This window comes from Kribbella flavida DSM 17836 (assembly GCF_000024345.1).
Classification (GTDB): domain Bacteria; phylum Actinomycetota; class Actinomycetes; order Propionibacteriales; family Kribbellaceae; genus Kribbella; species Kribbella flavida.
On the sequence record NC_013729.1, the window covers coordinates 6839015 to 6852603 of the forward strand.

Sequence of the window (13589 nt, forward strand, 5' to 3'; positions counted from 1 at the left end):
GCTGACCCCGCGGACACGTACTGGTTGTGGCAACCATGACGAGCAGCGACCGGGATCTGTGGCGGCGCGCGAGCGAGGGCGAGACCGAGGCCTTCGGCGTGCTGTTCGACCGGCACGCCAAGGCGGTCTACAACTTCCTGTTCCGCCGGACCGCGGACTGGAGCACAGCGGAGGACCTGACCTCGGCGGTGTTCCTGCACGCCTGGCGGCGCCGGGACCAAGTGGTGCTCGACCGTGAGTCGGCCCTGCCCTGGCTGCTGCGGACCGCGGACTACACCGTGCGCAATGAGTGGCGGTCGAAACGGCGGTACCGCAACTCGCTGCCCCGGCTGCTGGCCGCCGATCAGCCGGACCACGCCGACGAGGTGGCCGAGCGGCTCGACGACCAGCGGCAGGCCCGGGAACTGCGACACGCGCTGCGCCGGCTTCCCGCGCACGAGCGGGAGGTGATCGAGCTGTGCGTCTGGGCCGGCCTGGACCAGCAGGCCGCCGCGGTCGCGCTCGACATCCCACTCGGTACGGTGAAGTCGCGGCTCTCCCGGGCCCGTCGGCGGTTGCGCGACCTCACCCTGTCCCAGCTCGACCCCGACGAGACCCCGGAGACTCTGCGATGAACAACTTGCTGACACCGCGCCCCGAGCGCGACCTGCCCCGGCACGAACTCCACCGGGCCGAACTTCTCACCGCCATCGACCAGGACCTGGTCACCCCGCGCCGCCGGTACGCCGCGCCGCTGGCCGCCGCGGCTGCCGTTCTGCTGCTCATCACCGGCCTTGCCGTCGCGCTGCCGGCACTGCGGGACAAGGACGTGCCGGCGGCCGGGTCTCCCGGGATCGAGTCGCTCAAGGTTCCGTACGTCACGTCGGAGGGCGACCGGCGCACCCTGCACGACGGTGACCGGACGGTGTCGTTGGACCGCGTTGGAGCAATCCAGGTGCACGCTCGCCTGGCGGAGGGCTGGCTGGTGACGAAGTCGGGCACGCCGGACCGGCCGCGTTCGGCCCAGCTCGGCGTACTGAGCGTCGACGGCCGGTTCCAGCAGCGTGGCCCGAACTTCGGCCAAGGACCTGTCGCGCTCTCGCCGTCCCGCGACCAGGTCGCGATGATCGTGGGGTCACGGGTTGTCGTGGTGGACCTGGCCTCGAACCGGCAAACGGCGTCGCTCCCCGCCACCGGGCCCACGCTGATCCAGGGCTGGACCGCAGCGGGGGTGTGGATCCAGCAGGCTGCGGCCGGTGATCCCGACCTGCGGCTTTGGCAGCCGGGCAGCCCGCCGCGGCGGCCGAAGATCGAGGGCCTCGAGTGGTTCGAGGTGCCACACGGTACGACGGACCGCGTCATCGCCAAGATCCGCAAGGGCAACCAATCCTGCGCCCGAGTGCTGGCACCCCGGCCCGGCGACCGGTTCCAGATGCTGCGCGAGGTCTGCGGGGGGCACGTCCCGTTGTCCACCGGTCTGACGCCGGACGGCAAGAAGCTGGTGATTCTCAATCTGAGGACCGTGGTCGACGTGGACAGCGGCACCTCGGTCGCTCTGTCCGCGCTGCCTGTCCACGACGGCGCCGCGATCTTCGAGGGCAACGGCCACTTCGTCGTGAGCCGGACCGGCTTGGTCGTCAAGGCAAAGGCGACCCCCGACCCGAGCACGGGTGAGACTCCGACCGACGGGTTCCTGCCGGTCGAACAGCTGATCGCCAGGTGCGAGCTGGTCACCGGCAACTGCACGAAGCTGCTGCAGCGAACTGCTCCGCCGAGCGGGCCGAACGTGTATCTCGGCCGGCCCTGACCAACGCGCCAGTACGGCGTCCGCTCGCGGGCGCCGTACCGGCGCGTCCGGCGGGAGCGCAGGAACGGCTCGATCGGCTCGATCGGCTCAGAAGAAGACGCTGCGGCGCTGCATGAGCAGGGAGTACAGGGTCTGCTGGATCGTCTCGCGGACCTGGTCGGTGACGTTGAAGACCAGCATCGGGTCGTCGGCGGCACCTTCGGGGAAGTCGTCGGTGCGGATCGGCTCGCCGAACTCGATCAGCCACTTCGAGGGCAGCGGGATCAGGCCGAGCGGGCCGAGCAGCGGGAAGAACGGCGTGACCGGGATGTACGGCACGCCGAGCAGCCGGGCCAGCGAGGCGATGTTGCCGACCAGCGGGTAGATCTCCTCGGCGCCGACGATCGAGCACGGCACGATCGGTACGCCGGTCCGCATGGCCGCGCTGACGAAGCCGCCGCGGCCGAACCGCTGCAGCTTGTACCGCTCGCTGAACGGCTTGCCGATGCCCTTGAACCCCTCCGGCCAGACGCCGACCAGGTTGCCCTGGCCGAGCAGCCGCTCCGCGTCGTCGTTGCCGGCCAGCGTGGCGCCGGACTTGCGGGCCAGCTCGCCGACAAACGGCGTCCGGAAGACCAGGTCGGCGGCCAGCGTACGCAGCGGGCGGTGCGCGTGGTCGGCAACGATGAGCTGGGTGACCAGCCCGTCCAGCGGCATCGTGCCCGAGTGGTTCGCCACGATGAGGGCGCCGCCGGTGTCGGGAATGTTCTCCACGCCGCGGACCTCGACCCGGAACCACTTCTCGGCGAGCGGCCGCAGGATCGACAGCACCACCTGGTCGGTGAGCTCGGGGTCGTAGCCGAACTCGTCGACTTCGTACTGCCCGGTCAGCCGGCGGCGGACGAAGGCCAGCAGCTCGGCGACCTTGCGCTCCCCGTCGGCACCGAACAGATCCCGAACCAGCTGCTCGAACCCGGCAAAGTCCGCTGCCCCGGCAGCGACGGCCTGCTCCGATGCTTTGGCGCCGACGCTGATCGGTTGCTCGGGCCCGCTGCCCCCGATCATGGTCGGTTGCGCTTGCGCGTCGGACTGCCCACCCGCTGACTGCTCCGACGCCGCGTCCTCGACCGCGCTCAGCCGCTCGGTCGACGCGTTGGTCGGCTCGGGGTTTGCAGTGGGCGGCCGCTGCGCGTCGGCGGCGTCGTCGGTGCGGCGGCCCTTGCCTGCCAGCGAGCGAGCGGCGGCCGACGGGGTCGTCCGGCGGGCGCTGCCGCGGCCCGGCCGTCCGCCGGAACCGATCGGGATGATGTCGGCGTCAGCCACGCAGCGCCCCCAGCCCGGCGGTGAGCAGCTGCGCCGCCCGGGTGACGGCACCGGTGCCGAGCGAGTCGCGGAAGTCGTCGAACGCCGAGGCGGTCGAGTACTTCGGCTCGAAGCCGAACTCGGTCCGCATCCGGGTGGTGTCCACCGCGCGGCCGTAGGTCAGGAAGGTGATCTGGTCGGGCGAGAAGTCGGCCAGCCGGGCCCGGCGGACCACCGCGGCGGTGCTCGACGCGGTGAACGACGGCAGCCGGAGGACCGGCCGGCCGAGCCGGCGGATCGCCTGGGACAGCACCAGCACGCCGTCACCGGCCAGGTTGAAGGTGCCCGGCAGGTCGTGCACGGTCGCGTGGTGGATCGCCTCGACGCCGTCGCTCTCGTGCAGGAACTGCAGCCGGGCGTCGAAGCCCAGCACGGTGGGAACCACCGGGAGCGCGAAGTACCGGGTGATCGGCGAGTCGGTCCGCGGGCCGATCCAGTTCGCCATCCGCAGCGTGGTCACGCAGACGTCGGGCCGGCGCCGGGCGAACCCGCGCACGTAGCCCTCGACCTCGACGGCGTCCTTGCTCAGCCCGGTCTGGTGGATCGCACGCGGCGCCATCTCCTCGGTGAACATCGCCGGGTCGCGCGGGCCCGCGCCGTACACGGTGGTCGACGACTTCACCACCAGCTTGCTCAGGCCGGGCGCCTTCTGGCACGCCGCGAGCAGCTGCATGGTGCCGATGACGTTGATCTCCTTCATCGACGACCGGCCGCCGGCACTGCCAGGGGTCGCCACCACGCCCGTGTGGACGACAGTGTCGACGTCCGCACCGGCGATGACCTTGGCGATCACGGGGTTGCGAATGTCCGCCCGGACGAACCGGACCCGGCCGAGCTCGGCGCGTGGCGGCACCACGTCGACACCGATCACGGTGTCGATGGACGGGTCCGCGGCAAGTCGCCGGGCACACCGAGCACCGGCGTCCCGGGAGACGCCGGTCACCATCACCACCTGTGCCACGAGTGACCCCCAGCCAGACAGCAACCCCAGCCGAGCCGCTCTGGTGACCAGAGCGGCGGGAACTGCTTACTTGCCGAGCTTGCGGCGCTGAACCCGCGTCTTCTTCAGCAGCTTGCGGTGCTTCTTCTTCGCCATCCGCTTACGGCGCTTCTTGATTACCGAACCCACAGTCGACCTTCCAAACTTAAAGAGAGCGTCGGCAAAGCCTACCTGCACATCAGCTTTGCACCTAAGTGAGGTCCGATCGGGTGGTAGGCATGACGCCATGAGAGCGCGTTACAACGGTGCCGCCGACTGGTACGCCGCCCGCAGCAGGACCTGGGCCGAGGACAACCGGGACGAGGTGCTGGGGCTGCTCGGGCCCGGTGCCGGGCGGCGCTGCCTGGACCTGGGCTGTGGAAACGGCGGCTACTTCGGCATCGTCGAGGAGACCGGACGCGAGCTGATCGGGCTGGACCGCTCGTCGGACCAGTTGAGGCTGGCGCGGCAGCGCCCTCAGCCGGTACCGCTGGTGGAGGGCGACTCCGTCCACCTGCCGTTCGCCGAGGCGAGCTTCGACGACGTGCTGGCGCTGTGGATCTCGACCGATCTGGACGACTTCGGCGGGACCGTGCGGGAGATCGCCCGGGTGCTGAAGCCGGGCGGCTTCTTCTACTTCTACGGCGTCCACCCGTGCTTCAACGGGCCGCACGTGGAGTACCAGGAGGACGGCGGCCGGCTGGCGCACCCGACGTACCGGGTGGCCGGGTGGCACGAGCCGCAGCGCTGGTGGGCCGGCGACGGGATTCGCGCGACGGTCGGCATGCGACACGTGCCGCTGGCCGAGCTGCTGAACGCCTTTCTGGCCGCGGGGCTGCAGCTCGATCACGTTGTCGAGCCGGACGCCGGGCCGGTGCCTGCTGCGCTGGCCATCCGCGCCCGGCGCTGACCCTGCCCGGATCTGGCTCAGGCGAGGTGTTGCCAGGTGAGCAGGATGAGGTCGCGGCCCTTGTCCATCACCTGGTTCGGCGGCAGGTCGGTCAGCGTGTAGCCGCAGCGCCGGGCGACCGACGAGCTGGCGTCGTTGTCCGGCTCGATCTCGAGGATCAGCCGGGGCAGCCCGAGCACCTCGTGCGCGTAGTTCGTCAGCAACCCGAGGCTGCGGGCCGCCAGCCCTTGCCCGCGATGGGCCGGGCCCACGGCGTACCCGAGGGCGCCGGTCTTCTCGTTCAGCATCACCTCACCGAGCGGCTGCTCGCCGTCGGTGGTGATCGCGAGGTGGATCCGGCCGTTGTCGGTGTGCGCGGCGTCGTAGTACGCCTCGGCCGCCACGAGGTCGAACGGAGCGCGCAGCGGGGTCCAGTACGCGACCTCCGGGTTGTCGAACAGCTCGCACATCGCCGCCAGGTCACCCCGCTCCCACTCCCGCAGCACCAGCCCGTCCCCCGCGATCCGCACCCCCGGACCGCCGTACCTGATCGTCATGCGGCCTAGTCTGTCCTGCGGCGGGCTTTCGGCACAGGTGGGTTCTGCAAGCGGCTCAGGACCTCGGCGACCGGGCCGAGCGTGATCAGGCCGCTGCCGGCCCCGGCCAGCTCGGTTGCGGCGGGCTCCAGGGCCTGGCGGGCGCGGTCCATCGCCGCGCGATCACCGAGGCGGATCGCGGCCTCGGCGACCAGAGTCCACATCGCTTCGAGCATCAGGTCGCGCGGCGGTTCCGGTACGACGGCGAGTGCGGCAGCCGCGTCGTCGGTGCGCCCCTCGTCGAGCAGGAGCAGCGGCCGCACCCAGGGTTCGTACGGGCCGTAGTCGGCCGGTTGTGAGCTGAGTGGAAGGTCGCGGCGGAGGCGGATCGTGAGCAGTGCGAGTGGGAGCAGACCGCGTTGCAGGCCAGGCATTCCAGCGCCGTCGAGGGAGCGGGCGGCGTCGCGGTAGGTCGCCTCCTGCTCGGCCGCGGAGGTGGCCGCGTGCGAGGCCGCCCTTCCAGCAGGCGGAGGGCCGGCAGCTCGGCGGAGGGCGGCGTACCAGGTGGTGAAGACGCCGACCAGCGGGAGTTCGTGCCGAGCGGCCAACTGGTCCACGGCGCCGGCGTGGGCGTCGGCCCCGGCGAAGTCCCCGAGGGCGCTGCGAGACTGGATCCGGATCAGGTGGCCGAGCACCTCGAAGGACTGCAGCCCGTGGCGCACCGCCAGCTCGATCAGTTCGGCGCCGATGGCGTCCCGCTCCGGCGCGAGACCGGCCCGCCGGAACGTCTGCATGAACAACCCGTTCAGCGCGAAGGCCAGGACCGCCGGGTCATCCAGCTTTCGCGCCGTCTCCACCGCCTCCCGCGCCGCCGCGGCAGCCCGAGCCGACCCGCTCCCCCGAGACTCCAGCGCAATGGTCGCCAGCAGCCGCGCCCGCGTTCCGACCAGCCACTCGGCGGCGGCCGGCAGCCGGATCAGCGTGCGCTCAGCTGCAGCGACGATCCCGGCCGCCTGCGCCTCGTCGTCCACCCGCGTCCAGATCGCCGGTACGTCGTACGCGCCGATCACGCGAGCGGCCAGTTCGACGTCGCCGAGTTCCTCGGCCGCCGCCACCGCCGCGAGCCGGTGCTCCCGAGCCGCCTCCAGCCCGCCACCGCCGGTCACCGCGAGACTGCGCAACAACCCGACGGTCGACTCCAGCCGCGCCCGTTCGCCGACACCCCGCCCGTACGCCGCGACGGCGCGATCCCACACGTCGCCTCCGGAGCTGCCGGTATCCGCGGACTCACCGCGCTGCGCCGCGCCGTCCTCAGCTTCCGCCTGGCCGCCGGGCTTCCGCGGGAGGTGCTCGGTCTGCGGCGGCCCACCGCGCATCCGCGTGAGGTGCTCGGGTTGCGGGTGCCTGTCGGCGTCCCGGGTGAGGTGCTCGGCTTGCTGGAGTACGTCGATCTCCAGCTGGCGAAGCGCGGGGCCGGGGTCGATCCCCAGCTGCTCGACCAGGAGGCTCCGGGCGCGACGGAGTACGGCGAGCGCGTCGCCTTGGCGATCGGAGCGGTAAAGCGCGAGAGCAAGCAACCGCCAGGCTTCTTCCCGCCAAGGGTGCTCGGTCACCAGCGCGTCCAGCTCGGCGACCACCTCAGCCGTCTGCCCGAGCTCCAACCGGGCGGAGGCCAACTGCTCGAGCACCTGCAGCCGCAGCTCGGCCAGCCGGGACCGCTCACCGCGCGCCCACGCGTAGTCCGCGAAGTCGGCGAACGCCGGACCTCGCCACCACCCCAGCGCCTCCTCCAACCGCTCCACCCGAGCGCCGACCTGCCGACCTGTCCGGCCGGCGGCCACCGTCGACGCCGGCCGGGTCACCGCGGCCGCGCGTTCGAAGCGCCAGGCGTCCACCGCGTCCGGCGCGAGCCGCAGGGCGTACCCAGGCCCTTCCGTCACCAGCAGCGTCGGCTGCGCACGCGGCGAGCGGTCCGGCTCCAGCGCCCGCCGAAGCGCCGCGACGAAGGTCCTCAGCGCGCTCACCGCACCCGCCGGCGGGTCGATCCAGAGGTCGTCGACGAGCCGGCCGACCGGCACCACCTGCCCGCGCGCGACGATCAACCGCGCCAGCACCGCCCGGTGCCGCGGTCCGCGCAGAGCCAGCGGTTCACCGTTGTTGTCCCAGGCAACGACCGGCCCGAGGACCCCGAAGGTCGGCTGCCCGCTCACCCCCTCACGGTAACGCTCATCGATTGCTCATCCACGCCCGGCAGGCTGTGCCGTACCGGATGTTCGTACCGAAAGGCACCACCTTGACCAGCTTCGAAGGATTCGCCCACCACCGCGTCACCGTGGCCGACGGCGTCACACTGTCCGCGGTCGTCGGCGGGACCGGCAGCCCGATCGTGCTGCTGCACGGCTTCCCGCAGACCCACCTGATGTGGCGGCACGTCGCCGCCGACCTGGCCGCCGACCACACGGTGATCTGCCCGGACCTGCGCGGCTACGGCGCCAGCGACAAGCCCGCGGAGACCGACGGATCGACGTACTCCAAGCGCACGATGGCCGCCGATGTGGTCGCGCTGGCGCAGGCCCTCGGCCACGAGCGGTTCGCGCTCGCCGGGCACGACCGGGGTGCGCTGGTCGCCTTCCGGGCCGGGCTCGACCACCCTGACGTGATCACTCAGCTGGCCTGCCTGGACGTGCTGCCGACGCTCGACATGTGGTCGGTCATGCAGGGAACGAGCGCTACCGTCGGCTTCCATCTCTACCTGATGGCGCTGCCGCCGGGCCTGCCGGAGCAGCTGATCGCCGGCAGCCCGGACGCGTTCTTCGGCTACTTCCTCGATCTCTGGGTGAAGGACCCGGCCGCGATCCCCGCCGACGTCCGTACGGCGTACCTGGACGCCTGCCGCGCCGCCGTCCCGTCGATCGTCGCCGACTACCGGGCCAGCGCCGGCATCGACATCACCCATGACGAGGCCGATCTGGCCGCCGGTCACCAGCTCTCGATGCCGGTCTCGGTCGTGCAGCAGGACTGGGGCGCCGCCCTCGGCTTCGACGCCGCCGCCCGCTGGCGCGCCTGGGCGCCCGATCTCGACCACACCACCACGACCAGCGGCCACTTCATGGCCGAGGAGTCCCCCGCGGAGATCGCCAAGATCCTCCGCACCCTGCTCCAGCGCTGACCGGCCGCCACCGGCCTCGGCCGGGCCGCAGGCATGGCGCAGCGGCCGGTTCCCGAGGGGACCGGCCGCTGTGCTTCTCGTGGTTTATCCGGCCTGGAAGAAAGCGCCCTTGAGGTAGTCGTGCACGGCGTCCTCCGACACGCGGAAGGACCGACCCACCCGCACCGCGGGCAGCTCGCCGGAGTGCACCAAGCGGTACACCGTCATCTTGGACACGCGCATGGCCGTGGCGACTTCAGCCACGGTCAGGAACTTCACCTCAGCGAGCGGCTGCTCACCACCGGACTTCTTTGATGCCATAACGCACCGCACTTCCAGCACGGATCGTGCGCCGGCTTCCCCTCCGGCACCTCCGCCCGTGCATGAACCGAGCGTAGTGGCTGTTGGTGCGAATGGGAAAGAGGGTGTCTGGTGTGACTCGATTCAGTACGTCGGGTCCAGGCCGAGCAGCGGGAACGAGACGTCCCGGGTCGCCTTGATCGACCGGTCCAGCCAGGTGTCGGGGTTGTAGCCGGTCGACCAGTCGGCGTACGTGGCCTCGCGGCCGTCGGTCATCCGGGCCGGCGCGATCCGGGCGAACCGGATCTGCACCTCCTCGCGCCACGACTCCGGCACCGCCGTGGCCGGCGGGATCGGGTGCCCGGCGACGATCGCCAGCAGGTGCGTCCAGGCCCGCGGGACCACCTCGATGATCGCGTAGCCGCCGCCCCCGGTCGCCACCCACTTGCCGCCGCAGACCTCGTGCGCCAGGTCGTGCAGCGCCGCGTACGCCGCCCGCTGGCCGTCGACGGTCTTGGTGAGGTGGGCGAGCGGGTCCTCGACGTGCGAGTCGCAGCCGTGCTGGGTGACCAGCACGTCCGGCCGGAACGCCCTGACCACGTCGGGCACGATCGCGTGGAACGCCCGCAGCCAGCCCGCGTCGCCGGTGCCGGGCGGGAGCGGGATGTTGACGGCCGTGCCTTCGGCGCCGGGCCCGCCGGTCTCCCCCGCCGTACCGGTGCCCGGGAACAGCGTGGTCGGTGACTCGTGCAGGCTGACCGTGAGCACCCGCGGATCGTGGTAGAACACCGCCTGGACGCCGTCGCCGTGGTGCACGTCGACGTCGACGTACGCGACCCGCTCGGCGCCGTGGTCCAGCAGCCACTGGATCGCGACCGCGGGATCGTTGTAGACGCAGAAGCCGCTGGCCGCGGCGGGCATCGCGTGATGCAGTCCGCCGGCGATGTTCGCCGCGTGCACGACATCGCCCTGCCAGACCGCCCGGGCCGCCTCGACGGTCGCGCCGACGATGTGCGCGGACGCCTCGTGCATGCCGCGGAAGCAGTAGGTGTCGTCGGTGCCGAGCCCGTGCGCGAGATCCGGTACGTCGGGATCGTCGCCGGCCCGCTTGACCGCCGCGATGTAGTCGGCCGTGTGCACGGTCCCCAGCAGCGCGTCGTCGGCGACCGGCGCCGGCACCACCTTCAGCTGGTCGAGTACGTTCAGCGCGCGGGCCAGCCGCAGCGTCAGGTCCACCCGGACCGGGCTCATCGGATGCCCGTGGCCGAAGTCGTACGCCGTCAGCCCGTCGTCGAAGACCAGCATCGCCTCACCACTCATGCCCCGACCTTAGCCCCGCCCCGCCGTACACGCCCGCGCGGCGCGGGATACCGGATCCAACGTAGGAGCCCGCAGCGGCCGAACCTCCACCACTCACCAACCAGCGTCTTCGCGGCCGGTTCGCGCTCAGCGGACGGTCAGCAGCCCGGCACGGGGCGCTTGGTGAGTGGTGGGGGTCCGGCGCCGGCGGTGGCGAAGTGGGCGCGGGGTGTTTATGGTTGGGGCGTGAACACGCTGAGCTTGCAGCAGTGGTGGGCCGCCTGAGGGCGGACCCCCAGCGTTCACGCGCATCCAGAGGCCGCCTCGCCGAGGCGGCCTCTTGTGTGTCCTCGGGTGGGGCGGTGACCACTTCGGCACCGAAAGAGGACAACGGACATGACTGCGGTTTCAGGGATCATGCCGACCGGGCGGCTCACCTTGGGCAACCATCTCGGCGCGCTCCGGCGGTTCACCGATCGGGGAGGGTTCTACTTCGTCGCGGACCTGCACGCGATGACGATGCGGCACGTGCCGCGGCGGCTGGCGGCGCTGACCCGGGAGACGGCGACGCTGATGCTCGCCGCCGGGTCCCCGCCGGGCACGGTGTTCGTGCAGTCCGACGTACCGGCGCACGCACAGCTCGGGTACCTGCTCGAGTGCACCTCGTACGTCGGTGAGCTGTCCCGGATGATCCAGTACAAGGAGAAGGGCCGGGACCGGCCGATGACCCGGGCGTCGCTGTTCACCTACCCGTGCCTGATGGCGGCCGACATCCTGCTCTACGGCACGGACCGGGTCCCGGTGGGCGACGACCAGGACCAGCACGTCGAGCTGGCCCGGGACCTGGCGATCCGGTTCAACCGCGAGTACGGCGAGACGTTCGTCGTGCCGCAGGTGGTCAAGGCGGCGCTGGCGACGCGGGTCCGGGACCTGGCCACGCCGACGGCGAAGATGAGCAAGTCCGACGCCGACGACGCGGTCGGCACGATCCGGCTGCTCGATCCGCCGGACGTGATCCGCCGCCAGGTGATGCGCGCGGTGACCGACTCCGAGAACGAGGTCCGGCACGACGAATCGGCCAAGCCGGGAGTCACCAATCTGCTGGAGATCCTGGCCGCGTGCACCGGCGGCGACCCGGTGCAGCTGGCGAGCGGCTACTCCGGGTACGGCGCGCTGAAGTCCGACGTCGCCGACGCGGTGTTGAGTGTGATCGAGCCGCTGCAGCGCGAGTACGCCGTACTGGCGTCGGATCCGGCCACGGTCGACGAGTTGCTGGCCCACGGGCGCGACCGGGCGATCGAGGCGAGCGCACCTCGGCTGCGGGCCGCTCAGTCGGCGATGGGGCTCGGGGTCAGCCGGGACCGGGATCTCGCGACGGCTTGAAGGGATCACGCGATGGGACGGAGGTCGCGAGCGCGCAGCGGTTTGGCAGGATCGAGGGGTGAGTCTGCAGCTGCGCGTCGCGACCTTCAACATCCGCAATTCGTCCGCGCAGGACGGGGACAACTCCTGGCCGGTACGCCGGGAGGTGGCAGTGGCGGCCATCGCGGCGCTGGACGCGGAAGTGGTCGGGTTGCAGGAGGTGTTGCCGGACCAGCTGGCGGACCTGCGGACGGCGTACCCGGACTGGACGATCGTCGGCGCCGGCCGGGACGACGGGGTCGCGGCCGGCGAGCACTCGGTGGTGATGGTCCGGCCGGGCGACTGGTCGGTGGAGTCGGACGAGACGCGTTGGCTGTCGGCGGATCCCGCGACTCCTGGCTCGGTCGGCTGGGACGCGGAGCTGACCCGGATCGCCACGCTGGTACGGCTTCGGCACGTGAGCGGGGTCCGGGTGGGGGTGCTGAACACGCACTACGACCACGTCGGCGAGCTGGCGCAGGTGGAGTCGTCGCGGCTGCTCGACCGGTGGGCCGCGGCCGAACCCGATCGCCCGTGGGTGCTGCTCGGCGACTTCAACGCGGAACCGGGATCACCGCCGCTGCAGGTGCTGACGGAGGCGGGCTGGACCGACGCGATCCCTGCCGCCGCGGGCGGGACCTGGCACGACTTCACCGGCGCGACCGACGGGCAGCGGATTGACCACATCCTGGTCAGCAAGCCGTGGCAGGTCGTCGAGGCCGCCGTCTCCTACCACCGCCCCGCCAACCGCCTCCCCAGCGACCACTGGCCCGTCGCGGCCACCCTCCACCTCCCCTGACCCCACCCGTCCCGCACCCGCAGCCGCCTGCGCTTTGACCTCTACTCGCGAGGGCGGCGGGGGGGATAACCCGCCAAATGCTGGGTTATCCCCCCGCATACGACCGGGTGGACCCAGCACTTGGCGGGTTATCCCCCGAAATGCGCAGGGCGCGGAAGCACAGCGCAGGGCGGACGAATGCGCGGCGCGGTCAGAGTTTGGTGAAGACCTCCGCGCGCAGGGTTTCCAGGGCTTCGAGGCGTTGGGGGCCGGCGCCGAGGAAGGCGTCGGGGACGAGCAGCTCGTCGATACCCGCCTCCGGGTACTGCGCGACGGTGTCGAGCACGTACTGGGCCGAACCCATGATCGTCGGTCGGCCGGCGGCGGTGAGGCGGTCGCGGCGGGCCTCGGCCTCGGTGTCGCCGGGGGTGATCACCTCGATCATCGCCTGCGTCGACCGGCGGACCGTGGACGGGTCGCGGCCGATCTTCTCGCAGTGCGCGCGGAACACCTCGCCCTTGTGCCGGGCCACGTCCGGCAGCCCCCAGTGGTTCCACTCGTCGGCGTACTTCGCGACGATGCCGAGCGCTACTTTCTCGCCGGCGGCGCCGATCAGGATCGGCAGGTTCGCCGGCTTCGGCTCCAGCGGGGCGCCGGTCAGCTGGTAGTACTCGCCGTCCAGGCTGAACCGTTCCTCCGTCAGCAACCCACGAAAGACCCGGCAGGCCTCCTCGAACCGGGCCAGCAGCTGACGCACCGGCGGCAGCTCGATCCCGTACACCTCGTGCTCGTTGACCTGCCAGCCCGCGCCGATGCCGAGCACGAACCGCCCGTTGCTCATCTGATCGAGCGTGGCCGCCTGGTTCGCGACAACCGCGGGATGCCGGTAGGTGTTGCCGAGCACCATCGACCCGATCCGCACCCGAGACGTCCGGGCCGCCAGACCCGCCAGCAGCGCGAGGCACTCGTTCACCGGAACGGACAGGTCGTCGCCGTTCTGCATGAAGTGGTCGGCGATCCAGACGCCGTGCCAGCCGGTGCGCTCGGCGTACTCGGCGCCGTCGAGGATGTCCGGCCAGGTCCGGGACGCGGCCGGCCACAAGGAGAAGTCCATGCGACCGACCCCAGACGC

14 protein-coding genes are annotated in these 13589 nt (G+C 71.7%); 6 read left to right on the forward strand and 8 right to left on the reverse strand.

Annotated elements, in window-relative coordinates; genetic code table 11:
• Window positions 1-35: 35 nt before the first annotated feature.
• Both KFLA_RS31710 and KFLA_RS31715 read left to right on the forward strand, forming a co-directional pair.
• The gene (locus KFLA_RS31710) at window positions 36-614 is read left to right on the forward strand and encodes an RNA polymerase sigma factor (protein WP_012923934.1); all 579 of its coding nucleotides are present in this window, start codon (window positions 36-38) and stop codon (window positions 612-614) included.
• Window positions 611-1786 (forward strand): hypothetical protein, encoded by a 1176-nt coding sequence (locus tag KFLA_RS31715; protein ID WP_012923935.1) that lies wholly within the window; start codon window positions 611-613, stop codon window positions 1784-1786. The genes KFLA_RS31710 and KFLA_RS31715 overlap by 4 nt, the downstream gene beginning before the upstream one ends.
• Window positions 1787-1873: 87 nt before the next feature.
• Here KFLA_RS31715 and KFLA_RS31720 read toward each other — a convergent pair whose 3' ends face one another.
• From KFLA_RS31720 to KFLA_RS36945, 3 genes are all read right to left on the reverse strand, one after another.
• Window positions 1874-3088 carry a lysophospholipid acyltransferase family protein gene (locus KFLA_RS31720; protein ID WP_012923936.1) on the reverse strand — a complete coding sequence of 405 codons (1215 nt, stop codon included), beginning with the start codon at window positions 3086-3088 and terminating at the stop codon, window positions 1874-1876.
• On the reverse strand, window positions 3081-4073 hold the full coding sequence (locus KFLA_RS31725) for an NAD-dependent epimerase/dehydratase family protein (protein ID WP_012923937.1): 993 nt from the start codon (window positions 4071-4073) through the stop codon (window positions 3081-3083). The genes KFLA_RS31720 and KFLA_RS31725 overlap by 8 nt, the downstream gene beginning before the upstream one ends.
• An 81-nt stretch (window positions 4074-4154) precedes the next feature.
• Window positions 4155-4256, reverse strand: a complete 102-nt coding sequence (locus tag KFLA_RS36945) for a 30S ribosomal protein bS22 (RefSeq protein ID WP_008356322.1) — start codon at window positions 4254-4256, stop codon at window positions 4155-4157.
• A 97-nt stretch (window positions 4257-4353) separates the two neighbouring features.
• Here KFLA_RS36945 and KFLA_RS31730 point away from each other — a divergent pair, with 97 nt between their 5' ends.
• Window positions 4354-5016 (forward strand): class I SAM-dependent methyltransferase, encoded by a 663-nt coding sequence (locus tag KFLA_RS31730; protein WP_012923938.1) that lies wholly within the window; start codon window positions 4354-4356, stop codon window positions 5014-5016.
• A 17-nt stretch (window positions 5017-5033) separates the two neighbouring features.
• Here the strand turns inward: KFLA_RS31730 and KFLA_RS31735 are convergent, their stop codons facing one another.
• Window positions 5034-5552, reverse strand: a complete 519-nt coding sequence (locus KFLA_RS31735; RefSeq protein WP_012923939.1) for a GNAT family N-acetyltransferase — start codon at window positions 5550-5552, stop codon at window positions 5034-5036.
• 5 nt (window positions 5553-5557) lie between these two features.
• Complete coding sequence (locus tag KFLA_RS39155) at window positions 5558-7741, reverse strand: AfsR/SARP family transcriptional regulator (RefSeq protein ID WP_012923940.1); 2184 nt, start codon at window positions 7739-7741, stop codon at window positions 5558-5560.
• A 23-nt stretch (window positions 7742-7764) separates the two neighbouring features.
• On the opposite strand from KFLA_RS39155, the gene KFLA_RS31745 reads away from it, so the two are divergent.
• Window positions 7765-8700, forward strand: a complete 936-nt coding sequence (locus KFLA_RS31745; protein ID WP_237706640.1) for an alpha/beta fold hydrolase — start codon at window positions 7765-7767, stop codon at window positions 8698-8700.
• 84 nt (window positions 8701-8784) lie between these two features.
• Here the strand turns inward: KFLA_RS31745 and KFLA_RS31750 are convergent, their stop codons facing one another.
• Both KFLA_RS31750 and KFLA_RS31755 read right to left on the reverse strand, forming a co-directional pair.
• Window positions 8785-9000 carry a helix-turn-helix domain-containing protein gene (locus tag KFLA_RS31750; RefSeq protein ID WP_012923942.1) on the reverse strand — a complete coding sequence of 72 codons (216 nt, stop codon included), beginning with the start codon at window positions 8998-9000 and terminating at the stop codon, window positions 8785-8787.
• A 123-nt stretch (window positions 9001-9123) separates the two neighbouring features.
• Window positions 9124-10299, reverse strand: coding sequence for an acetoin utilization protein AcuC (locus tag KFLA_RS31755; protein WP_012923943.1), 1176 nt, complete (start codon window positions 10297-10299; stop codon window positions 9124-9126).
• A gap of 375 nt (window positions 10300-10674) precedes the next feature.
• Between KFLA_RS31755 and trpS the strand changes: the two genes are divergently transcribed.
• Both trpS and KFLA_RS31765 read left to right on the forward strand, forming a co-directional pair.
• The gene (gene trpS / locus KFLA_RS31760; RefSeq protein WP_012923944.1) at window positions 10675-11661 is read left to right on the forward strand and encodes a tryptophan--tRNA ligase; all 987 of its coding nucleotides are present in this window, start codon (window positions 10675-10677) and stop codon (window positions 11659-11661) included.
• A 58-nt stretch (window positions 11662-11719) separates the two neighbouring features.
• The gene (locus tag KFLA_RS31765; protein WP_012923945.1) at window positions 11720-12478 is read left to right on the forward strand and encodes an endonuclease/exonuclease/phosphatase family protein; all 759 of its coding nucleotides are present in this window, start codon (window positions 11720-11722) and stop codon (window positions 12476-12478) included.
• A 190-nt stretch (window positions 12479-12668) separates the two neighbouring features.
• On the opposite strand, the gene KFLA_RS31770 is transcribed toward KFLA_RS31765, so the two are convergent.
• Window positions 12669-13571: an LLM class flavin-dependent oxidoreductase gene (locus KFLA_RS31770; RefSeq protein WP_012923946.1), complete on the reverse strand. Its 903-nt coding sequence runs from the start codon at window positions 13569-13571 to the stop codon at window positions 12669-12671.
• Window positions 13572-13589: the final 18 nt, after the last annotated feature.